Here is a 21,360-nt window from a genome sequence, read left to right as displayed (position 1 = left end):
TTGTTTCCTTTAAGGGGAGGAGTGAGAGGCCGCGTGTTCAAACAGCGCGCGACGGCGCAAGAACGCGGCTGAGGGGGGAGCAATCTGAATCACGCTGCGGTCGCGGTTAATCTCCTGCCAGCGATGACACGAGACCTGACGGCCACCTTCGAGCACCTGAGTGATGGGCTCACGTTGCTGGCACTCGTCTGTCGCAAACGGGCAGCGGGTATGAAAACGGCAGCCCTGCGGCGGGCTTGCGGGGTTGGGCAAATCGCCCTGCAACAGCGGTGTTTCGCGCACAATGCCGGGTTGCGGTTGCGGTGCAGACGCAATCAGCGCCTGGGTGTAGGGGTGCAGCGGGGCATCGAAGATCTCATCCACCGTTGCCATTTCCACGATTTGCCCAAGGTACATCACCGCCACACGGTCGCTCATATGACGGATCACCGCCAGCCCGTGCGCGACGATAATCATGGTTAAACCAAGCTGCTGTTTCAGCGTCTCCAGCAGGTTGACCACCTGCGCCTGCACCGACACATCGAGCGCGGAAACGGGTTCATCGCCCAGCAGCAATTTCGGCCCGGAAGCCAGCGCGCGGGCAATGCCAATGCGCTGGCGCTGGCCGCCGGAAAACTCATGCGGATAGCGTCGCGCCCAGGCCGCAGGCAGGCCGACAGTACCGAGCAGTTCCGCCACTCGCGCCTGACGTTCTGCTTTTCCCATCTTCTGGTGCAACCACAGCGGCTCACCAACAATCTGCTCTACCGTCATACGCGGGTTGAGCGAGGCAAACGGATCCTGAAAGATAATTTGCAGCTCGCGCCGAAGCTGGTTTAATCGCGCCCCGCTGGCATGGGTGATCTCCTCCCCCTGGTAGTAAACGCGCCCTTCAGAGGCCGTTAACAAACGCAGTAGCAGGCGGCCCAGCGTCGATTTTCCTGAACCGGATTCCCCCACAATCGCCAGCGTTTCGCCGGGGTAAACCGCCAGGGAAATACGATCCACCGCCGTGACATAACGTTTTGGCGCGAACAAGCGGGTTGGCCCGGCAAAGCGTTTACTCAGATCAAAAGCTTCAAGTATCGGCGTGCTCATGCGGTTTCTCCCAGTGCAATATGCTGTTCAAGGGGAACACGAAAACAGGCGACCTGATGGCCGCGCCCTTGCGGCAGCAGCGGCGGTTTTTCCTGATGGCAGCGTGTCCGGGCAAACGGGCAACGGGTGGCGAAACGGCAGCCTTGCGGCATCGCTTCTGGCAACGGCACTGCGCCAGGAATGGTCGACAGTTGCCCTTTACGCGCCCCCAGCGAAGGGATAGATCCCATCAGACCAATGGTGTACGGGTGCTGCGGGTCAGCAAAAATCGCCTCCACACTGCCCTGCTCCACTACTTGTCCGGCGTACATCACCGCCACCTGCTGCGCCACTTCCGCCACCACACCGAGATCGTGGGTGATCATCAATACCGCCGTGCCGGTTTCCGCTTTCAGGATGTTAAGCAGTGCGAGGATCTGCGCCTGAATCGTCACATCCAGCGCGGTTGTCGGTTCGTCGGCAATTAACAGACGCGGCTTGTTGATGAGTGCCATCGCAATCATCACCCGCTGGCGCATGCCGCCGGAAAGCTGGTGTGGATAGGCTTTCAGACGCATCTCCGCGGCCGGGATCTGCACTTTTTCCAGGATGCGGAGCGCCGCCTCGTGCGCCGCGTTCGCCGACACGTTTTGGTGGCGCATCACCGCTTCGCTGAGCTGGTCGCCAAGCGTAAACGCCGGGTTGAGCGAGGTCATCGGCTCCTGGAAAATCATCGCCAGTTCATTGCCACGCAGATCGGCATATTCGCGCGGGGAGAGTTGGCGCAAGTTACGCCCGCGAAACTGCATCTCACCGCCAAGGATCTGCGCGCTGGCGGGCAGCAGCCCCATCAAGGCCAGCGAGGTAATGCTTTTGCCGCAGCCGGATTCGCCAACCAGCGCCAGCGTTTCTCCACTTTTGACAGAGAGCGAAATCCTGTCCAGCACGCTCACCGGACTGCCAGCAAACTGCACTTCCAGGTTATGCAGACGCAGCACCGGCGCAGCCTCTGTAAACGGGATCGTCGTCATGGGGTATCGTCCTCAAGATGAATGGCCTGGATCAGCGCATGTTGCAGGTCGAGCAAATGTTCGCGCATCGCCGTCGCCGCCTCATGCGGCTGGCGCTGGCGAATGGCGATCATGATGCGATGATGATGATCGTTGTAGCGATCCACTTTCGCTGGCGTTCGCGCCAGTTCACGCAGATGGTGCCAGGCAGGTTCGCGCCGCACCGCGTCAAGCGTGTCAAAAAGACCGAGCATCAGACGGTTTCCTGCCGCCTCGGCGATAGCCCGGTGAAAAGCGCTGTCCCACAGCTCATTCAGATCCGGATCATCCGGATTAACGTTGTCGATGCGTTCCAGCATACGCTGCATCAGCGCCAGATTTTCCGGGCTGGCGCGAAGTGCCGCCAGCCGCGCAAGACCGGGCTCAATTTGCAGACGCGCTTCCATCACTTCCAGCATATTGGTTTGTTGCACCAGTCCCTGTAGTGCAAGAGGCGAAACCGGTGCCGCAGGGCCAATAAAGGTACCTTTGCCCTGTTTACGCCAGATCCGCCCTTCTTCTTCCAGCACGTCCAGCGCGCGACGCACTTCGCGTCGCCCGACGCCTAAGTTCTCCGCCAGTTCACGTTCCGTGGGCAGAGGAGCCCCTGGTGTTGACTCGTGCTGGTGAATCAGCCCACGAAGTTGTTCAAGCGCCGTACTGGAATTTGCCAGATAGCGTGACGGTTTTTCCATATTGGTTCATCCGCGTTTCGCGTTATCTTTTTATTTAATTACAGACAGTTAATACTTATACCGTCTGTATGCCTCGTTATTTACTAAGCAATTCGCGAACCAATACGGCATTGGTTCGATAAATTTTTGTTAATACTTTGATTTATTAATGTTTATTTTTGGGCTAACACAGAGGACTTCACAGACACCAGGGGATGCAGGCGATGAAATGCACAATTAGCGTGCAAACCATGCACTAAAAGGGAAGAAAGGAACCAAAGAGGGAAATACCTGAATGCGACAGGGACGTAGTGATGAGGAGGCGAAAGGAGACCTCCTCCATCACTACGTCGAAGAGAGAAACACACAAAACCTGCCGCACCTGCACACATGGCCAGTTCTCAGCATAGCGAATTCACTATCCCGGCGGCCACTGCTCCGGTATGCCCGAACAGAGCAGGGTGCCGGATAGTGTCGTGCGCTCCCCGACAACCGCACGCTGAAACGGTGGTAACAGCTTGACGCTACTCGGCGTGAATCAGCCGCCCTACCGCAAGGCTCAGGGCGCGAAGCGCCTGGGCTACGTCGCTACAGGCCACACTTTCCGCCGGGTGATGGCTGATGCCTTTATAGCAACGCACAAACAGCATGGCCGATGGCCAGCGTTCCGCAATGGCGATAGCATCATGCCCTGCCCCACTCGGCAGCGATAACACCTTCCCCTGTACGGTGTGAACCACATCGGCCAGCTCTTCACGCAGTGGCATATCGCACGGCGTGGCGGCGATGGTGTAAAAAATGTCGTGGCGGAACTCAAGCCTGCGTTGCCGGGCGATGCGGTTGGCTTCCTCCAGCAAGTGATTGAGCAACGCTTCGCGTTTATCATCCTGCGGGCTACGGATATCCAGCGTAAGCCCAACAGCACCGGGGATCACATTTACCGCACCGGGCTCGCATTGTAATGTGCCAACGGTTGCGACCATTTCCGGTCCGGCATCTATCGTGGCCTGTTCGATAATCTGTATCCATTCGGCGGCGGCCGCCAGCGCATCCCGGCGATGACGCATCGGCACCGTACCGGCGTGCCCGGCCTCCCCGGTAAAACGGCAGCTAAGCCGCCGCGCACCGTTGATGGCGGTGACCACGCCGAGCGCCAGATCCGCTTGTTCCAGCACCGGCCCCTGTTCAATATGCAGCTCCAGGTAAGCAGAAAAATCCTCGACCGGGCGCTGCGCCGTAGCAATCTGCGCGGCATCCAGGCCGGCCTGTTCCAGCGCCTGCGCCACGCTGATGCCCTGCCCATCTTCACAGGCCAGCCACGTTTGCGGCCAGCTACCGGTCAGCCCACGGCTGCCAAGCAGCGCAATATTAAACCGCGTCCCCTCTTCGTCGGCGAAACCAACAATCTCGATCGCTTGTCTGCCGCGCAGGTTGGCCCGATTCAGGCCATCAACGACTTCAATCGCCGCCAGCACGCCAAGCATACCGTCGTAACGCCCGGCATCGCGTACGGTATCAAGATGCGAACCGAGCAGCAGCGCCTGCGCCCCCGCATCGATACCCTCGTAACGGCCAAAAATATTGCCGACCGCATCCTGCCAGGTACGCATCCCCGCCTGCTGCATCCACCCGGCGACCAGCGCATTTGCCTGCAAATGCTCGGGCGAGAGATACACCCGGGTGAGCTGGCCCGGCGTTTCGCTGATTTGCGCCAGCGCATCACAACGCTGCATAACCCGGCTGGCGGCTTGCGCGGCATCGAAAGGTGTCATCATTAACTGACTCCTTCGTAAATGTCCCATGCCGCCTGCATGCCTGCTCCCTGAACGGTGCGAAAACCCAGTCGGTTCAACACCGCTTCCAGCGCCGTCAGCGTTTGCAGGACACAATCTTTGCGCGCGTTATAACCCATGGTGCCGATGCGCCAGATCTTACCCTGCAGTGGACCGAACGAGGTGCCGATTTCAATATGGAAATCATCCAGCAGACGTTTACGCACCTCTTCGCCATGTACTTCCCGCGGGATTTGCACGCCGAGGACGTTGTTCATCTTGTGCTGAATATCGCCAAACACCGCCAGCCCCATCCCCTGGATACCTGCCAGCATTGCACGCCCGTGCAGTTCGTGGCGCGCAATCAGCTTATCCATGCCCTCTTCGAGCATAATGCGCGCGCATTCGCGGGCGGCGAACAGCATGCTGGTCGCTTCCGTATGATGGTTCAGACGTTCCGGCCCCCAGTAATCCATCACCATGCCGAGATCAAAATAGTTGGAGTAGATCATCTCCTCCGCGCCGTCCTGATGCGCCTCGGTGCGAATGCCTTGTTCTACACATTTGCGCGCCCGCACTGCAGCTTCCATGCGCGGGCTGAGAGTGATGGGCGAACTACCGGACGGGCCGCCAAGGCACTTCTGCAACCCGGCGGAAACGGCATCTAATCCCCATGCATCGGTTTCTAACGGGTTGCCGCCGAGCGAGGCGGTGGCATCGGTATAAAACAGCACATCATGGCGGCGGCAAATTTCACCTAATTGATCCAGCGGTTGCAGCATGGTGGTCGAAGTATCGCCGTGTACCGTTAACAGCAGGCGCGGCTTGATGCGAACGATGGCGTCTTCAATCTGATCCGGGCTAAACACCTCGCCCCACGGCACCTCAATGGTGTGGACTTCAGCGCGGCAGCGGCGGGCAATTTCACACAGCAGATGACCAAAACGGCCAAACACCGGCACCAGCACCTTATCACCAGGACGTATGGCGGAAACGAGGATCGCCTCGATACCCGCGCGCGAGGTGCCATCCACCAGCATCGTCCAGCGGTTTTCAGTGCGAAACACCTCGCGGTAGAGTGCCATCACTTCATTCATGTAGCCGGTCATTACCGGATCGTATTGCCCTACCAACTGGCTCGCCATTGCCCGCAGCACACGCGGGTCGGCGTTGATTGGCCCCGGCCCCATCAACAGGCGCGAAGGCGGATTAATTTGCGGGAACTGCTGGAAATCAAACATGGGCGCGTCCTTTAGTCTGCGACAGCCTAAGATATGAAACAAAAGATTCTTTGAATTAATTTCTGCAACTAATGTGCCACAGGCAAAAAAACGACACCAGCGCTGAGTAATCGCTATTTCACGCACAAAACCAAAAGAAAACGGCGCGCTGAACGCCCCGTCATAACCCATCAGGATGGTGCAAAAGCACCGTTATGGTGCATTAACGGTGCTCAAGTTCGTCCAGCTCGTCATACAGGGAGGCGATGTGGTGAATACGCTGGCGCCCTTCGCTCAGCGCGGTGTGCAGCACGGCATTGGAGAGCAAATTAACCAGGCTCATGGCGCTGCTGTAGCTGTCGAATGCGGAGACGCTCTCCAGCGGCAAACCAATGTGCCAGCGGCACAGCGGTTTAATGCTGGCCGCCTGCGGCTCACTGATCGCCAGTAACGGAATGCCCTGCTGATGCAGCGCGTCGAGCAGCGGGCGCACCACGCGCGGGCGGCGGCGAAAGGCCACCACCACCACCATATCCTGCGGTGTGATATCAACCACTTCTTCCGCCAGCGTCTGCCCCGGCTGCGGCATCAATAGCACCTGGCCACGGCTTTGCAGCAGTTGCTGGCGCAGATGTAGCGCCACCGGCGCGCTGTTACGCAGACCTAAAATAAAAACCCGCTTCGCCGTGGTGAGGGCGGTGACGATGTCGGCGAATTGCCCGGCATCCAGCGTATTGACCCACAGCGTCAGGTTCGCCATCTCCTGCTTGTAATGGCGTGCCAGCAGGGTGTTGCCCTGCACCGCGTCGCGGTTTTCGGTCAGCGGCATACCGCTCTGGCGCAGCGTGCGCAGTTCATCGCGCATCTCTTTGAAACGATCGTAGCCCAGCCGTTTAAACAAGCGGCTGACGGTCGCTTTCGATACCCCGCTCAGGCGCGCCAGTTCGGCGCTGTTGTAGCTCACCAGATCGTCGAAATGATCGATAATAAACGATGCAACCCGTTGTTCCTGTGGGGAAAGCTCGCCAAAGCTCGCCCGTAAACGCTCATCCAGCTGCTGCATAGCTTCTCCTGCAACTTTTGTTTCAGGCTAAGCTGACACAGTGAAACGCCTGTCGTCAATCTGGAACAGCTCTTGCTTAGTGTTCTGCACTTACCCGCAGAAAACAGGAAGCGTGACGATGCAAAGTAATATGGCCCCCTCCGGCATGGCGGTAACGCCGCACCACCTCGCCAGCGAATCGGCGTTATCGGTGTTGCGCCACGGCGGCGACGCGATTGAGGCGATGGTGGCCGCAGCGGCAACCATTGCGGTGGCCTACCCGCACATGAACGGCATCGGCGGCGACGGCTTCTGGTTGATTGTGCCGCCAGAGGGCGAACCGCTCGCCATTGACGCCAGCGGTGCGGCCGGGCAACACGCAACATGCGAGTTTTACGCAGGTCATGTGAATATTCCCCATCGCGGTACACTTGCCGCGCTGACCGTACCCGGCACGCTCAGCGGCTGGGATGAGGCGCTGAAGGTCTCCGCCGCGCTCGGCGGCGGGCAACTTCCGCTCTCACGGTTACTGGCCGATGCCATTCGCTACGCCGCCGACGGCATTCCCGTCACCCAGTCGCAGGCCAGCGCTACGCAAAGTAAATATGCGGAACTGGTGGATATCCCCGGTTTTGCAGACACCTTTTTGCCGCACGGCACCGCCCCGCTGGCAGGCAGCCGCTTTTGTCAGCCGAAACTTGCCCGCACGCTGACCCAGCTTGCCACCGAAGGGCTGGAGAGCTTTTACCGTGGCTCGCTGGCGCAGGTGATCGCCCGCGAAATGCAGGCGTTAGGTTTGCCCGTGACCGCCCAGGATCTGGCGAACCATCGCGCCCAGCGCCGCGTACCGTTGAAGCTCAGCCATAGCCAGGGCGACATTTTCAATATGACGCCGCCAACGCAGGGGCTGGTATCGCTGGCTATCCTCGGCATTACCGATCATCTGGAGATGGCGCAGGCCAGCGAAGTGCAGACCATTCACCGCATTGTGGAAGCAACCAAAAAAGCCTTCGGTCTGCGCGATCGCTACATCACCGACCCGCGCCACGTCACGCTGCCGGTACAGAGCCTGCTGGAACAAGCGCCGCTGGAGCAACTGGCGGCCAGCATTGATGAGCAGCGCGCCGCGCCCTGGGGCCAGGGGAAAGGGCCGGGTGATACGGTGTGGATGGGGGTTATCGATAAAAACGGGCTGGCGGTGTCGTTTATCCAGAGCATTTATCACGAATTTGGCAGCGGCGTAGTGCTGCCGGAAAGCGGCGTGCTGCTGCAAAACCGTGGCGCGGCCTTTAGTCTCGATCCGGCGCATCTGCTGGCGCTGATGCCCGGTAAACAGCCGTTCCACACCTTAAACCCCGCTGCCGCGCGGCTGAAAGATGGGCGCACGCTGGTTTACGGCACCATGGGTGGCGACGGTCAACCGCAAACACAGGCCGCCATTTTTACCCGCCATGTGCTGCAGGGTATGCCATTGCAGGAGGCGGTTTGCGCCCCACGCTGGTTGCTGGGCCGCACATGGGGGCAGCTATCCGATAGCCTGAAACTGGAAGGACGCTTTAGCGAAGAGACATTCCAGGCGCTGCGGGCGTTGGGGCATGAGGTTGAGTGGTTGCCGGGAATGAGCGAAGCGACCGGTCACGCAGGGGCGATTGTGCGCCATACCAGCGGCATGCTGGAAGGGGCTTACGATCCGCGCAGTAACGGCAGCGCGGCGGGATTTTAAGGGGCAATGATGAATACCACATTTGACTGGCCGACCTATATCCGGCTGATGGAACAGCTGCTTAATGTGCCGCTGGATGACGCACGCCGCGCCGAGCTGGAAATTCAGCTCGCCAGAATCGCAGCGATGGCGCAACCGCTGATGGCCTTTACACTGCCGCACCGCCAGGAAGGCGCAGGAGAGTATCGGTTATGAATTTATCGATTGCTGATATTCAGCGCGGTCTGCGGGAAAAAACCTTTAGCGACAGCAAACTGGCTCACCGCCAGCAAGGCGCAGGAGAGTATCGGTTATGAATTTATCAATTGCTGATATTCAGCGCGGTCTGCAGGAAAAAGCGTTTAGCGCCAGCGAACTGGCGCAGCAGACGCTGGCGTACATTGAGCGCGACAATCCGGGCATCAATGCCTTTACCGACATCACCGCTATGCGCATGCTGGCTGAGGCCGCGCAAATCGACCGGCAAATCGCGAAGGGCGAAGCAGTGCCCGCGCTGGCAGGCGTGCCATATGGGGTGAAAAACCTGTTTGATATCGAAGGTGTCACCACGCTTGCCGGGGCGAAACTATTCAGCCAGCAACCGCCCGCAACGGCCGATGCTTTTGCGCTTCGCCAGTTGACGTGCGCGGGCGCGATGCTCGCTGGCGCGCTGAATATGGATGCCTACGCTTATGGTTTTACCACCGAAAATAGCCACTACGGCGCAACGCACAACCCGCGCGATCCGCAGCGTATTGCAGGCGGTTCGTCCGGCGGTTCAGCGGCGGCTGTCGCCGCAGGGATGGTCAATTTTTCGCTGGGCAGCGATACCAATGGATCGATTCGCGTGCCCGCTTCGCTGTGCGGTATTAACGGGCTGAAACCGACATTTGGCCGCCTGTCGCGCAGCGGTAGCCATCCGTTTGTCGCCAGTCTCGATCATATCGGCCCGCTGGCGCGTAGCGTTGAGGATTTGACCCAGGTGTATGACGCGTTGCAAGGTCACGATCCGGACGATCGCTGGCAATCCGATCGCGCCAGTGATGCCGCGTTGCCGCAGTTGTATGGGGAAAGCAGGCTGCGCTGCGCCGTGCTGGAGGGGTATTTCACCACCTGGTGCGATGATGATGCGCGTCAGGCCGTGACCCATGTGGCGCGAGCGCTGGGCGCAGACAATGCGATAACGCTGCCGGAAGCGGAACTGGCGCGAACGGCGGCGTTTTTGCTGTCGGCGGCGGAAGGCGGCAACCACTATTTACCCGCCCTGCGTACCGATGCTGATACGTTTGAACCCAACTCACGCGAACGCCTGCTGGCAGGCGCGATGACGCCCTCGGCCTGGTACACCCAGGCACAGCGTTTCCGTGCCTGGTTTCGCGACAAAACGCTGCCGCTATTCAATGACGTTGATCTGCTGTTAGCCCCGGCAACGCCCTGCTGTGCCACGCTGATTGGCGCACAAACCATGCATATCAATGGTGTCGATTTGCCGGTGAAAGCGAGCATGGGGATGCTGACGCAGCCCATCTCCTTTCTTGGCTTGCCCGTGGTGACCGTGGCGCTGAAAACCGCCAGCGGTTTACCGATAGGCGTACAGATTATTGGCGCGCCCTGGCAGGAAGCGCGCTGTTTACAGGCCGCCTGGCGGCTGGAGCAGGCCGGTCTTCTTTTCCCACAGGATGCAGCATGAACCGAGATAATGTTGATCGCCCGGCGATCCTCAATGAAGTGACCACCGCGTTTTACCGCTATGAGCAGGCGCTTATCAGCAACGATATTGATGTGCTGGACGAGCTGTTCTGGGATGACGCGCGTACGGTGCGTTACGGCGCCACCGAAAACCTGTATGGCATTGCCGCGATCCGCGATTTTCGCAACGCTCGCCCTTCGGCCGGGCTTGAGCGCGTGCTACGCAATACCACCATCACCACCTTCGGCGATGATATGGCGGTGGCGAGCACCGAGTTTACGCGGGAAAACAGCGAGAAAATTGGCCGCCAGATGCAGACCTGGGTGAAGTTCCCGTGGGGCTGGCGCATTGTGGCGGCGCATGTGAGTGTGATGGGGTAACAAAAACCCTCTCCGGTAAAGGAGAGGGCGAACATTAACCTTCGTGCAGCCCGCATTCGCGTTTCAGGCCAAAGAAGCGGGTCTCTTCTTCTGCCATGCCAGGCTCCCATTTGCGGGTGGTGTGCGTGTCGCCCACGGAAAGGTAGCCCTGATCCCACAGCGGATGGTAGTTCAGCCCGTGTTTTTGCAGGTACTGGTAAACCGTGCGGTTATCCCAGTCGATGATCGGCAGCACTTTGAACACGCCGCGCTGGATAGCCAGCACTGGCAGCGTGGCGCGGCTACCGGATTGCTCGCGGCGCAGCCCGGCAAACCAGGTTTTCGCGTTCAGTTCGCCCAGCGCACGGTTCATCGGCTCAACTTTGTTGATGTGGTTGTATTTTTCAATCCCCTCAACGCCCTGCTCCCACAGCTTGCCGTAGCGGGCTTCCTGCCATGCCGGGCTTTGTTCGGCGCGGTAGATTTTCAGGTTCAGCTTGAGCTTGTCCGTTAGCTCGTCGATAAACTGATAGGTTTCCGGGAACAGATAACCAGTATCGGTAAGGATCACCGGGATATCCGGGCGCACCTGGTTTACCAGGTGCAGGCTCACCGCCGCCTGAATACCAAAGCTTGAGGAGAGCACATATTCCCCCGGTAGATTTTCCAGCGCCCAGGCGACACGCTCTTCAGCACTGAGTTTCTCAAGCTGCGCGTTGGTTTCAGAAAGCTGCAGTATGCGGTCTACTTTGGGCAGCTCGTTTAGCGCGTTCAGATCGAGTACGGACATATTGACCTCTCTTATCACCTTTTCCTCCCCGAGCGGGGAGGAAGGATTCAGGCGTTATTCCCAGAAATCCCGCGCCGGATCGAGCACCGGGCGAATAATTCCCGCACGGATGGTGAAGTCGCCAAAACCTTCGCCCTCTTCCCGCTCGTGCGCCCAGCGTGCTACCAGCTCGTCGATAGCGCCAAGGATTTCGGCTTCAGTAATGTTTTCACGGTACATGCGCGGAATTCGTGTACCACTGCGATTACCACCGATATGCAAGTTATAGCGTCCTGGCGCTTTGCCGACCAGGCCGATTTCCGCCAGCATCGCACGACCGCAGCCGTTCGGGCAGCCGGTCACACGCAGTACAATGTGATCGTCGCCGACGCCATGTTTTTCCATTACCGCTTCGACTTTATCGACAAACGAAGGCAGGAAACGCTCGGCTTCCGCCATCGCCAGCGGGCAGGTCGGGAACGACACGCAGGCCATGGAGTTTTCACGCTGCGGCTTTACCGCGTCCATCAAACCGTGGCTACGCGCCAGTTTTTCGATCTTCGCTTTCTGGCTTTCCGGCACACCGGCGATGATCAGGTTCTGGTTAGCCGTAATGCGGAACTCGCCTTTGTGGATTTTGGCAATTTCCAGCAGGCCGGTTTTCAGCGGCCGTCCCGGATAATCCAGAATACGACCGTTTTCAATAAACAGCGTCAGGTGCCATTTGTTGTCGATACCTTTCACCCAACCGATGCGATCGCCACGGCCGGTAAATTCGTACGGGCGAATCGGTTCAAACTTGATCCCGGCGCGGCGTTCCACTTCCGCTTTGAACGTCTCAACGCCAACGCGCTCAAGGGTGTATTTGGTTTTGGCGTTTTTACGATCGGTACGGTTGCCCCAGTCGCGCTGGGTGGTGACCACCGCTTCGGCGACGGCCAGCGTGTGTTCCAGCGGCAGATAACCGAATTCGCTCGCCGTGCGGGCGTAGGTTTTCTTGTTGCCATGCTCGATAGACAGACCGCCGCCCACCAGCAGGTTAAAGCCCACCAGCTTGCCGTTTTCCGCAATCGCCACGAAGTTCATGTCGTTGGCGTGCAGATCGATATCGTTCTGAGGCGGAATAACCACCGTGGTTTTGAACTTACGCGGCAAATAAGTCTGGCCTAAGATTGGCTCTTCATCGGTGGTCGCCACTTTTTCCTGATCGAGCCAGATCTCGGCATAAGCGCGCGTGCGCGGCAGCAGATGTTCAGAGATCTTTTTCGCCCATTCGTAAGCTTCAGCGTGCAGTTCAGATTCGTACGGATTCGAGGTACAGAGCACGTTACGGTTCATGTCGTTGGCGGTCGCCAGCGCGTCCAGCCCAACGGCGTGCAGCATCTGGTGCGCCGGTTTCACATTTTTTTTCAGAATGCCGTGAAACTGGAAGGTCTGACGGTTGGTCAGGCGGATGCTGCCGTAGATCGTGTTGTCATGGGCGAATTGATCAATCGCCTGCCACTGCCTGGTGGTGATGACGCCCCCCGGCAGACGGCAACGCAGCATCATCGCGTGGCGCGGTTCCAGCTTCTGCTCGGCACGCTCGGCGCGGATATCGCGATCGTCTTGCTGATACATGCCGTGAAAACGGATCAGCAGAAAGTTGTCGCCGTTGAAGCCGCCGGTCAGACCGTCATGTAGATCTTCAGCAATCGTACCGCGCAGGTAGTTGCTTTCGCGTTTCATACGTTCGGCGTCGGTCAGTTTGCCTTCGACCACCAGTGGGCCTGGGTGTTTTTCGCTCATTAGTAGACATCTCGCTGATAACGGCGCTCAACGCGCAGCTCACTTAAAAATTCATCCGCCGCTTCGGTGTCCATGCCACCAAATTCGGCAATCACATCCAGTAAAGCCTGCTCAACGTCTTTCGCCATGCGATTGGCGTCGCCGCAGACATAAATGTGCGCGCCGTCGTTGATCCAGCGCCACAGCTCCGCGCCCTGTTCGCGCAGTTTGTCTTGTACGTAAATTTTTTCTTTTTGATCGCGGGACCAGGCCAAATCAATACGATTAAGCACGCCCTCTTTTACATAGCGCTGCCATTCAACCTGGTAGAGGAAATCTTCGGTAAAGTGCGGGTTGCCAAAGAACAGCCAGTTTTTACCTGGCGCTTCATCGGCGGCGCGCTGCTGCATAAAGGCGCGGAACGGCGCGATACCGGTGCCCGGCCCAATCATGATCACCGGTGTTTCCGGGTTGGCGGGAAGGCGGAAATTATCGTTATGCTCAATAAACACCCGAACTTCGCCCTCTTCTTCTACGCGATCGGCGAGGAAGCTGGAGGCACCGCCCGCGCGGGCGCGGCCTTCGACGTCATAACGCACCACGCCGACGGTGATATGCACTTCGCTCTCTACTTCCGCCTGCGAAGAGGCAATGGAGTAAAGGCGCGGCGTCAGCGGGCGCAGCAGGCCAATCAGCGCGTCCGCATCCAGCTGCGCCGGAGAGAAACGCACCATGTCGACAATCGGTGTGGTCGCGGCGTAGTGCTGCAACTGTGCTTTGTCGCCAACCAGCGGCAGCAATGATTCGCTGCGCGTCAGGGTGGCGTAATTTTCCACGATATTGGCGGTGTTAACCGTCAATTCGAAATGCCACTGCAACGCTTGTGCGAGCGGCAGGGTTTTGCCATCGACCGTGACGGGCTCATCGCCTTTCAGCCACAGCAGTTCAACCAGCTCTTTAACCAGTGCCGGATCGTTCTGATACCAGACGCCGAGCGCATCGCCCGGCTGGTAACGCAAACCAGAATCACCCAGATCGATTTCGATATGACGCACATCTTTTTCTGAATTGCGCCCGGTGATTTTCTGATTAACCGACAGGCTTGCGCTAAGCGGGGCTTCTTTGGTGTAGGGGCTGGAGACGATTTCATTCACCGCGCCGCTGGCGGCAACAGCGGCTTGCGCAGGCGAAGAGGCTGGCGCACGGGCTTTCAGCACCTCGACCACACGGGCGCGCCATTCTGTGGCGGCGGCCTGGTATTCGACATCGGCATCGACGCGATCCAGCAGACGTTCAGCGCCCAGCTCCGCCAGCTTGCTGTCGAAATCTTTCCCGGCCTGGCAGAAAAACTCATACGAGGTGTCGCCCAGACCGAAGACCGCAAAGGCGGTGCCATCCAGTTTTGGCGCTTTTTTCGAGAACAGGAATTTATGCAGCGCAACGGCTTCTTCCGGCGCGTCCCCTTCACCCTGCGTTGAGGCAACGACGATCAGCAGTTTCTCATTCGCTATCTGTTTGAATTTGTAGTCGCCCGCGTTGACCAGCGTGACATTGAGTTTCGCGGCCAATAAATCATCGCGCAGCGCTTCGGCTACACGGCGGGCGTTACCGGTTTGCGAAGCGGAAATCAGCGTAATAGAGGACGCTTCTGCGACCGGTGGTGCAGCGACAACCGCGCCGGCCGGCTGCTGATTCAGCACGCCCCAGAAATAGCCGGAAACCCAGGCGAGCTGGGTGGGTGTTAAATCAGTGGTGGCCGCCTGGAGGCGCGCCAGTTGCTCCGGATTAAGCGGAAGCAACGCGGAAGGTGGGACCTGGGTCGTCATGCGTCGTATTGTTCCAGTAGCAATTCCCTTTCGTCTTTCGCGCAGCTTGTGAACGCGCCAATGCCGCGAAATCCATGGGATATCATTTTAAAAAAGTGAAGTGAAACTAAGGTTAACGGTGGGGATAATAACAATTAAAGAAAGGTTGGAAATAACAAATAACCAAAAGAACTAACCTGTTTTAGTTATAGTTGTTAACACTAAAACAGGTTAAATAACTCATTGAATTATATTCACAAAATGAATGTATCGTGGCTTAGCTTCTACCGTAACCGCTTTTAGTGATTTTAATTAATGCTAAAAAAGGTCATTTCCGCTACCATGCGGCGGTTTTTTGTAAGCCTGAGAGTTCATTATGTCGACCACGTTGTTTAAAGATTTCACTTTCGAAGCCGCGCATCACCTGCCGCATGTTCCGCAGGGGCACAAATGCGGTCGTCTGCATGGTCACTCGTTTATGGTGCGCCTGGAGATCACCGGCGAGGTGGATCCTTATACCGGCTGGATAATGGACTTCGCCGAACTGAAAGCCGCGTTTAAACCGCTTTACGAGCGCCTGGATCACTACTATTTGAATGAGATCCCGGGGCTGGAAAACCCCACCAGCGAAGTGCTGGCGAAATGGATTTGGGATCAGATGAAACCGGTGGTGCCGCTGCTGAGCGCGGTGATGGTAAAAGAGACCTGCACGGCAGGTTGCGTTTATCGCGGCGAATAAATTACTGTCGTACCGCCAACCTGCAAGCCGACCAGGCCTGCAGGTTGACAGCACAGGTGCCCACGCGTTATCTGCTCCCCTCACAGAGGGCAGTCTGTTTAACGCACCAGATAGCCGCCATCGACGACCAGCAAATGACCATTCACATAATCCGAGGCGCGGCTGGCGAGAAAAATTACCGCGCCCATTAAATCCTGCGTATCTCCCCAGCGCATAGCCGGTGTGTGATCAATTCCCCATTTATATTGCTTGCGATCGTTACGAATTATTTGCGTGATATCCGTGGAGAAATATCCCGGCGCAATACCGTTTACCTGAATATTAAATTGCGCTAATTCGTCACAATAGGCTTTTGTTAAACCGGCGAGCGCATGTTTTGTCGCGGAATAAGCGGGCGATCCTTGCTGGCCTAAAAATGAACGCACCGAGCAAATATTGATAATTTTGCCACGCAGGTTTTTCGCCATCACTTTTGCTGCTTCGTGACATAATTCAAAGGCCGCCGTTAGATTCACATTAATCATCGGATCCCAGTCAGCACGATTAAACGCCCAGACATTATTCATTTTGCAGATGCCCGCATTATTAACCAGAATATCTACCGTGCCAAATCGCTCGCAACAGGCGCTGATGATCTTTTGCGGCGCCCCTTCGGCGGTAATATCCACTTCCATAAATTCAACATCTACGCCCTGCTGTTTAATGGCTTCTTCTGTTTCCCCACCATCCGAAGTAATCGCCGGAATAAAAACATTGGCCCCGGCTTTTGCCAGCGCAACGGAAAATGCCTGTCCTAATCCACTATTACCGCCGGTGACAATAGCGGTTTTTCCCTGCAAGGAGAAAAAGTCCAGTGAAAAATTATTAATTGATCTCATTGACATTGCGTGTTCCAAAATCCTTTTAGAAAAAAGCGACACTCCGCAATAACGAAGCGACGCTTGCAATATTTAAATATTAAGAATGCACGTTTTCTGGCGCAGAGAAGTAAAATACACAGATAAATAAAATAACCTTTGATAGAGGTCAAAGTAAAATTATCACGAGAATTCACTTCGGAATAATCACTTTGTTTTCCCTTTTTGCATGAAAAAACCCGCCAGCGGCGGGTTTGTATTAAGCAATATTGAGATATTTGTGCGTCTGCATCGACAGCCGCCAGTTGCGGGCGATACAGGTTTCAATACACAAGCGTGTCGCATCCTCTTTCTGGCTTATCGGCTGCAGGGCGATCACCCGCTGCTTATCATCGTGCAGCTGCGCCAGAAGCTCGTCCAGCGCTTCAATATCGCGCAGGCGGCCAACAGGGTGCTTAATCTCATCGGCGCGTTCCAGCGCCTGCTGAAGGACATCATAACCGCCGCGCATATTCACTTTCGGCGATACGGTGACCCAGGTGGCATGCGACGTACGAACGTCATGCGTGCCGCTGGTTTCAATCTGACAGCTAAAGCCATTGTGCTCCAGCAGCGTGGTTAACGCCGTGAGATCGTGAATGCAGGGCTCACCGCCGGTAATCACCACATGGCGTGCTGTCCAGCCCTGGCGCTGGATAATAGCGAGCAGATCTTCGCTGCTTGCCGCGCCCCATTTGTCGCTCTCTTTGGTCTTCGCGAGAATGCTGTACAGCGAAACCTCCCGATCCGCGAGCTTATCCCAGGTGTGTTTGGTATCGCACCAAGCGCAACCAACCGGGCATCCCTGTAAACGAATAAAAATGGCGGGAACGCCGGTGAAGTAACCCTCGCCTTGCAGGGTCTGGAACATCTCGTTAATCGGGTACTGCATCGTCGCTCTTATTACCGGGGAAAAACGCCATTATTGCAGATAACCCGCGGGGGATCATGTGCCATTTGCGCCGCGCACGGCGGACTATTTAAGCCGCTGATAATGAAAACTATCAGTTATGGCAAATTGTCATTACCTGCTATCAACCGCTATTCTATGAGGGTTATTTCCCTGAGTTGCCCCCCAAGGATGATGCAAATGGCGCGCATAGTGGCACTGCTGCTGGTGCTGAGTTTTACCCTTCCGGCGCTGGCTGTGCCTGTTCCACCGATGAATGGCGTGGTTAACGATCCCGAATCTCAATTAAGCCTCTGGCAGCGTAAAGCGCTTATTCAGCAGGTGAGCGATCTGAATGCCCGCACGGGTACGCAAACCGTCGTACTGCTGATACCCGCGGCCCATGGCGAAACCATTGAACAGTTTGCCAACGCGGTTTTTAACCACTGGCACCCCGGCGATGCTACGCGTAATGACGGCGTGTTGGTGCTGGTCGCCTGGCAGGACAGAAAAGTGCGTATCGAGGTGGGAAGCGGTCTTGAAGATATGTTAACCAACGCGCTGGCAAAGCAAATTATTGATGAATATATGCTTCCAGCCTTCCGGCAGAATGACCTGAATAGCGGAATCGTGCGCGGCGTTGAGGGGATCAGCACCGTTCTTGCCAGCCAGCCCCTGCCCAAAGCGCAACCCCCTTCGTTTTTCGAGCAAATGGCCGCTTGGTTTTCTCTGTGGAAGAGTTTACTAATGTTGGCGGTGGTCATCATTGCCCTGACGGTTAAGGGCAAAATCCGCACGCTGGCAGGGCTGTTTCTTATCGCCTGCCCTCTGGCCGTGATATTGTTCGCTTACAGCGAGCAAAACCCTTTGCTGCTGCCTTTTACGCTATTCTGCGCTGCCGTGCCCGCCTTTAGCTTGCTGATGATGTTGTGCGTATGGTTGATTTACCCGCAGCGGCTTACCACCGCAGGCCGGCAAAAATATCATGAGAGCAGGCAGCTCACTTATTCTCGTGGAAGCGAGATAAGTACCGACACAACCACTTACACCAGCAGCGAGAGTTCCAGCCATAGCAGTAGCGATAATTCCAACGGTGGCGGCGGATCGAGTGACGGCGGCGGCGCGTCGGGGAACTGGTAAGCCATCAATCGCAAAACAAATGATGTAACCAAATATTATTTATTTTACATTTTGAATGATATTTACGACTAATTTGCAGGCGAATGAACTAAAAATAAGTCATTAAATATCATCGACATAAATATTTCCCGAGGCGTGACGGAATCTTTTCATTTTATTGGTTGTCGTAGACAAATCCCCTGCGCTTTTTTCCTTAAAAACCCTTAATAAACCCGCGATTTTGCCCGCCAGTTGATTGATATGGCGTTTAGCTTTCTGTGCCTACAATCCGCCAGAACAACCATGATGAGAAAGCGTTGATGAATACATTATTGATTACGGGTGTCACTGGGTTTCTTGGCGGGGCGGTATTAGAAAAAATTCTTCATAACAATCTACCAATGAATTTATTGCTGCTGGTTCGTGCCGAAGATAGCGAAGCCGGGCTGGCGCGCGTTAAAAGTAATATGCGCAAATTCAACCTCAGTGATGAGGTACTGAACGCACTTTCAACGTCGCAGATCCTGCTCGGCGATTTGGGCGAACCAGAAGGTTTTATTGCCGATCCACGCCTGGAAAATGTAACCCACGTGCTGAACTGCGCAGCGGTAGCCTCTTTTGGTAACAATCCGCTGGTCTGGAAAGTCAACGTGGAAGGCACGCTGACGTTTGCCCGCCGGATGTCGCACGTTGCCGGGTTACAGCGTTTTCTGCACGTTGGCACCGCGATGTCATGCACGCCGGAGCCGGATTCACTGGTACCGGAAAGCAGCGAGTTTCGCGAGAACGCCGAGCATCTGGTGGCCTATACGCACTCCAAATCCACTATCGAGCAACTGATGCGCAAAGAGTGCCCGCAGTTGCCGCTGGTGATCGCACGTCCCTCTATTGTCGTCGGCCATACCAGCCATGGCTGTACCCCGTCTACCAGTATCTTCTGGGTGTTCAGCATGGGGCTGATGCTGCAAAAATTTATGTGTTCGCTGGAAGATCGCGTGGATGTGATCCCGGTGGATTACTGCGCCGACGCGCTGCTGATGCTGCTTAGCGGCAAGATTGCACAGGGTGAAGTGGTGCATATCTCGGCCGGGGAAGAGAATAGCGTACGCTTTGCCGATATCGACAGGGCAATGGCGAAGGCACTGGAAAAAGCGCCGGTTGGCGATAAATACGCGCAGGTTAGCTATGAAACGCTGGTGAAAATGCGCCGCGAGTTGAAGGATATCTTCGGGCCGTGCAACGAGCGCCTGATGCTGAAAGCGATGCGTCTTTACGGAGCGTTTGCCACACTTAACGTGCGTTTCAGCAATGATAAGCTGCTCAGCATGGGCATGCCGAAGCCGCCGCGTTTTACCGATTATATCGCCCGCTGCGTGCAGACAACGCGCGGCCTGACGATACCACAGCAGATGGAAGTCGATTTTAAATAGTCAGAAAAAGCCAAAAAAATGCCAGTCAACTGACTGGCATTTTTATTTGATCAACGCTTAGCGATTACGCCTGGCCTTTGATCTCTTTACGACCGTGGTACGGTGCTTGTTCACCCAGCGCTTCTTCGATACGAATCAGCTGGTTGTATTTAGCAACGCGGTCAGAACGGCTCATAGAACCGGTTTTGATCTGGCCTGCAGCAGTACCAACAGCCAGGTCAGCGATGGTAGCGTCTTCAGTTTCGCCAGAACGGTGAGAGATGACAGCGGTGTAGCCAGCGTCTTTCGCCATTTTGATCGCAGCCAGGGTTTCGGTCAGAGAACCGATCTGGTTGAATTTGATCAGGATGGAGTTAACGATGCCTTTTTCGATGCCTTCTTTCAGGATTTTGGTGTTGGTTACGAACAGGTCGTCGCCCACCAGCTGGATTTTGTCGCCCAGCACTTTGGTCTGGTAAGCAAAGCCAGTCCAGTCAGATTCGTCCAGACCATCTTCGATGGAAACGATCGGGTACTGTTTGGTCAGATCTTCCAGGAAGTGAGTGAACTCTTCAGAGGTGAACGCTTTGTTGCCTTCGCCAGCCAGAACGTATTTACCGTCTTTGTAGAACTCAGATGCTGCGCAGTCCATCGCCAGAGTGATGTCTTTGCCCAGCTCGTAGCCCGCAGCTTTAACCGCTTCAGCGATAACAGCCAGTGCTTCTGCGTTGGAACCCAGGTTCGGCGCGTAGCCACCTTCGTCACCCACAGCTGTGTTCATGCCTTTGGATTTCAGGACTTTCGCCAGGTTGTGGAACACTTCTGAACCCATACGTACCGCTTCTTTCAGGCTTTTCGCGCCAACCGGCTGAATCATGAATTCCTGAATGTCGACGTTGTTATCAGCGTGCTCACCACCGTTGATGATGTTCATCATCGGAACCGGCATGGAGTATTTACCCGGGGTGCCGTTCAGTTCAGCGATGTGTGCGTACAGCGGCAGACCTTTAGAGGCAGCAGCAGCTTTAGCAACAGCCAGAGACACGGCCAGGATTGCGTTTGCACCGAAGTTGGATTTGTTTTCGGTACCATCCAGATCGATCATGATTTTGTCGATGCCAGCCTGGTCTTTCGCGTCTTTACCCAGGATTGCCTGAGCGATCGGGCCGTTAACCGCGCCAACCGCTTTCAGTACGCCTTTACCCATGAAGCGGGATTTGTCGCCATCGCGCAGTTCCAGCGCTTCGCGGGAACCAGTGGAAGCACCTGACGGCGCAGCAGCCAGACCTACGAAACCACCTTCCAGGTGTACTTCGGCTTCAACAGTCGGGTTACCACGGGAGTCGATGATTTCACGACCGATGACTTTAACGATTTTGGACATTAGGTTTTCCTCAGTACAA

The 21,360-nt window shown here is 56.4% G+C and carries 19 protein-coding genes; 7 read left to right on the top strand and 12 right to left on the bottom strand.

The annotated features are described in order from the left end of the window. Positions 1-9: 9 nt before the first annotated feature. The 6 genes from IP581_RS04540 to IP581_RS04515 all read right to left on the bottom strand — a co-directional run bounded on the left by IP581_RS04540 (position 10) and on the right by IP581_RS04515 (position 6,834). On the bottom strand, positions 10-1,077 hold the full coding sequence (locus IP581_RS04540) for an ABC transporter ATP-binding protein (protein ID WP_193821849.1): 1,068 nt from the start codon (positions 1,075-1,077) through the stop codon (positions 10-12). Continuing rightward, positions 1,074-2,087 carry an ABC transporter ATP-binding protein gene (locus IP581_RS04535; protein ID WP_193821848.1) on the bottom strand — a complete coding sequence of 338 codons (1,014 nt, stop codon included), beginning with the start codon at positions 2,085-2,087 and terminating at the stop codon, positions 1,074-1,076. The genes IP581_RS04540 and IP581_RS04535 overlap by 4 nt, the downstream gene beginning before the upstream one ends. Next, positions 2,084-2,800, bottom strand: coding sequence for a FadR/GntR family transcriptional regulator (locus tag IP581_RS04530; RefSeq protein ID WP_193821847.1), 717 nt, complete (start codon positions 2,798-2,800; stop codon positions 2,084-2,086). Before IP581_RS04530 ends, IP581_RS04535 begins: the two co-directional genes overlap by 4 nt. A gap of 503 nt (positions 2,801-3,303) precedes the next feature. Next, positions 3,304-4,554, bottom strand: a complete 1,251-nt coding sequence (hpxK, locus tag IP581_RS04525) for an allantoate amidohydrolase (protein WP_193821846.1) — start codon at positions 4,552-4,554, stop codon at positions 3,304-3,306. Continuing rightward, positions 4,554-5,792: a pyridoxal-phosphate-dependent aminotransferase family protein gene (locus IP581_RS04520; RefSeq protein ID WP_086873164.1), complete on the bottom strand. Its 1,239-nt coding sequence runs from the start codon at positions 5,790-5,792 to the stop codon at positions 4,554-4,556. The genes hpxK and IP581_RS04520 overlap by 1 nt, the downstream gene beginning before the upstream one ends. 202 nt (positions 5,793-5,994) lie before the next feature. Next, entirely contained in the window at positions 5,995-6,834 is an 840-nt protein-coding gene (locus tag IP581_RS04515; RefSeq protein ID WP_193821845.1) for a MurR/RpiR family transcriptional regulator, read from the bottom strand. 118 nt (positions 6,835-6,952) lie between these two features. Here IP581_RS04515 and IP581_RS04510 point away from each other — a divergent pair, with 118 nt between their 5' ends. From IP581_RS04510 to hpxZ, 4 genes are all read left to right on the top strand, one after another. Next, positions 6,953-8,536 (top strand): gamma-glutamyltransferase family protein, encoded by a 1,584-nt coding sequence (locus IP581_RS04510; RefSeq protein WP_086873162.1) that lies wholly within the window; start codon positions 6,953-6,955, stop codon positions 8,534-8,536. 9 nt (positions 8,537-8,545) lie between these two features. Next, positions 8,546-8,731: an oxalurate catabolism protein HpxX gene (gene hpxX, locus IP581_RS04505; RefSeq protein ID WP_086873161.1), complete on the top strand. Its 186-nt coding sequence runs from the start codon at positions 8,546-8,548 to the stop codon at positions 8,729-8,731. Positions 8,732-8,828: 97 nt separating this feature from the next. Continuing rightward, the gene (locus IP581_RS04500) at positions 8,829-10,205 is read left to right on the top strand and encodes an AtzE family amidohydrolase (protein ID WP_193821844.1); all 1,377 of its coding nucleotides are present in this window, start codon (positions 8,829-8,831) and stop codon (positions 10,203-10,205) included. Continuing rightward, positions 10,202-10,585, top strand: a complete 384-nt coding sequence (gene hpxZ, locus IP581_RS04495; protein WP_086873159.1) for an oxalurate catabolism protein HpxZ — start codon at positions 10,202-10,204, stop codon at positions 10,583-10,585. Before IP581_RS04500 ends, hpxZ begins: the two co-directional genes overlap by 4 nt. A 34-nt stretch (positions 10,586-10,619) precedes the next feature. Here hpxZ and cysH read toward each other — a convergent pair whose 3' ends face one another. Genes cysH through cysJ form a run of 3 tightly spaced genes read right to left on the bottom strand, consistent with a single transcriptional unit; the run spans position 10,620 to position 14,926 of the window. Beyond that, positions 10,620-11,354 carry a phosphoadenosine phosphosulfate reductase gene (cysH, locus tag IP581_RS04490; RefSeq protein WP_193821843.1) on the bottom strand — a complete coding sequence of 245 codons (735 nt, stop codon included), beginning with the start codon at positions 11,352-11,354 and terminating at the stop codon, positions 10,620-10,622. A 54-nt stretch (positions 11,355-11,408) separates the two neighbouring features. Then, a complete protein-coding gene (cysI, locus tag IP581_RS04485) occupies positions 11,409-13,121 on the bottom strand; it encodes an assimilatory sulfite reductase (NADPH) hemoprotein subunit (RefSeq protein WP_097401349.1) in 1,713 nt (570 codons plus the stop codon). Next, a complete protein-coding gene (cysJ, locus tag IP581_RS04480; RefSeq protein WP_097401348.1) occupies positions 13,121-14,926 on the bottom strand; it encodes an NADPH-dependent assimilatory sulfite reductase flavoprotein subunit in 1,806 nt (601 codons plus the stop codon). The genes cysI and cysJ overlap by 1 nt, the downstream gene beginning before the upstream one ends. Before the next feature lie 355 nt (positions 14,927-15,281). Between cysJ and queD the strand changes: the two genes are divergently transcribed. Continuing rightward, the gene (gene queD, locus IP581_RS04475; RefSeq protein ID WP_017458754.1) at positions 15,282-15,644 is read left to right on the top strand and encodes a 6-carboxytetrahydropterin synthase QueD; all 363 of its coding nucleotides are present in this window, start codon (positions 15,282-15,284) and stop codon (positions 15,642-15,644) included. Positions 15,645-15,742: 98 nt separating this feature from the next. Here the strand turns inward: queD and IP581_RS04470 are convergent, their stop codons facing one another. Both IP581_RS04470 and queE read right to left on the bottom strand, forming a co-directional pair. Then, a complete protein-coding gene (locus tag IP581_RS04470) occupies positions 15,743-16,528 on the bottom strand; it encodes an SDR family oxidoreductase (RefSeq protein ID WP_097401347.1) in 786 nt (261 codons plus the stop codon). Positions 16,529-16,760: 232 nt separating this feature from the next. After that, the gene (gene queE, locus IP581_RS04465; protein WP_193821842.1) at positions 16,761-17,432 is read right to left on the bottom strand and encodes a 7-carboxy-7-deazaguanine synthase QueE; all 672 of its coding nucleotides are present in this window, start codon (positions 17,430-17,432) and stop codon (positions 16,761-16,763) included. A 198-nt stretch (positions 17,433-17,630) separates the two neighbouring features. On the opposite strand from queE, the gene IP581_RS04460 reads away from it, so the two are divergent. Further along, positions 17,631-18,569: a TPM domain-containing protein gene (locus tag IP581_RS04460; protein WP_193821841.1), complete on the top strand. Its 939-nt coding sequence runs from the start codon at positions 17,631-17,633 to the stop codon at positions 18,567-18,569. A gap of 299 nt (positions 18,570-18,868) precedes the next feature. Further along, positions 18,869-19,978: an SDR family oxidoreductase gene (locus tag IP581_RS04455; RefSeq protein WP_086873153.1), complete on the top strand. Its 1,110-nt coding sequence runs from the start codon at positions 18,869-18,871 to the stop codon at positions 19,976-19,978. A 64-nt stretch (positions 19,979-20,042) separates the two neighbouring features. Here the strand turns inward: IP581_RS04455 and eno are convergent, their stop codons facing one another. Further along, the gene (gene eno, locus IP581_RS04450; protein WP_086873152.1) at positions 20,043-21,341 is read right to left on the bottom strand and encodes a phosphopyruvate hydratase; all 1,299 of its coding nucleotides are present in this window, start codon (positions 21,339-21,341) and stop codon (positions 20,043-20,045) included. Between the last annotated feature and the right edge of the window lie 19 nt (positions 21,342-21,360).

The organism is Kosakonia pseudosacchari (assembly GCF_015167415.1).
Classification (GTDB): Bacteria; Pseudomonadota; Gammaproteobacteria; order Enterobacterales; family Enterobacteriaceae; genus Kosakonia; species Kosakonia pseudosacchari.
Note: the sequence above shows the minus strand (reverse complement) of the source record. Positions and strands in the feature narration are given on the sequence as shown.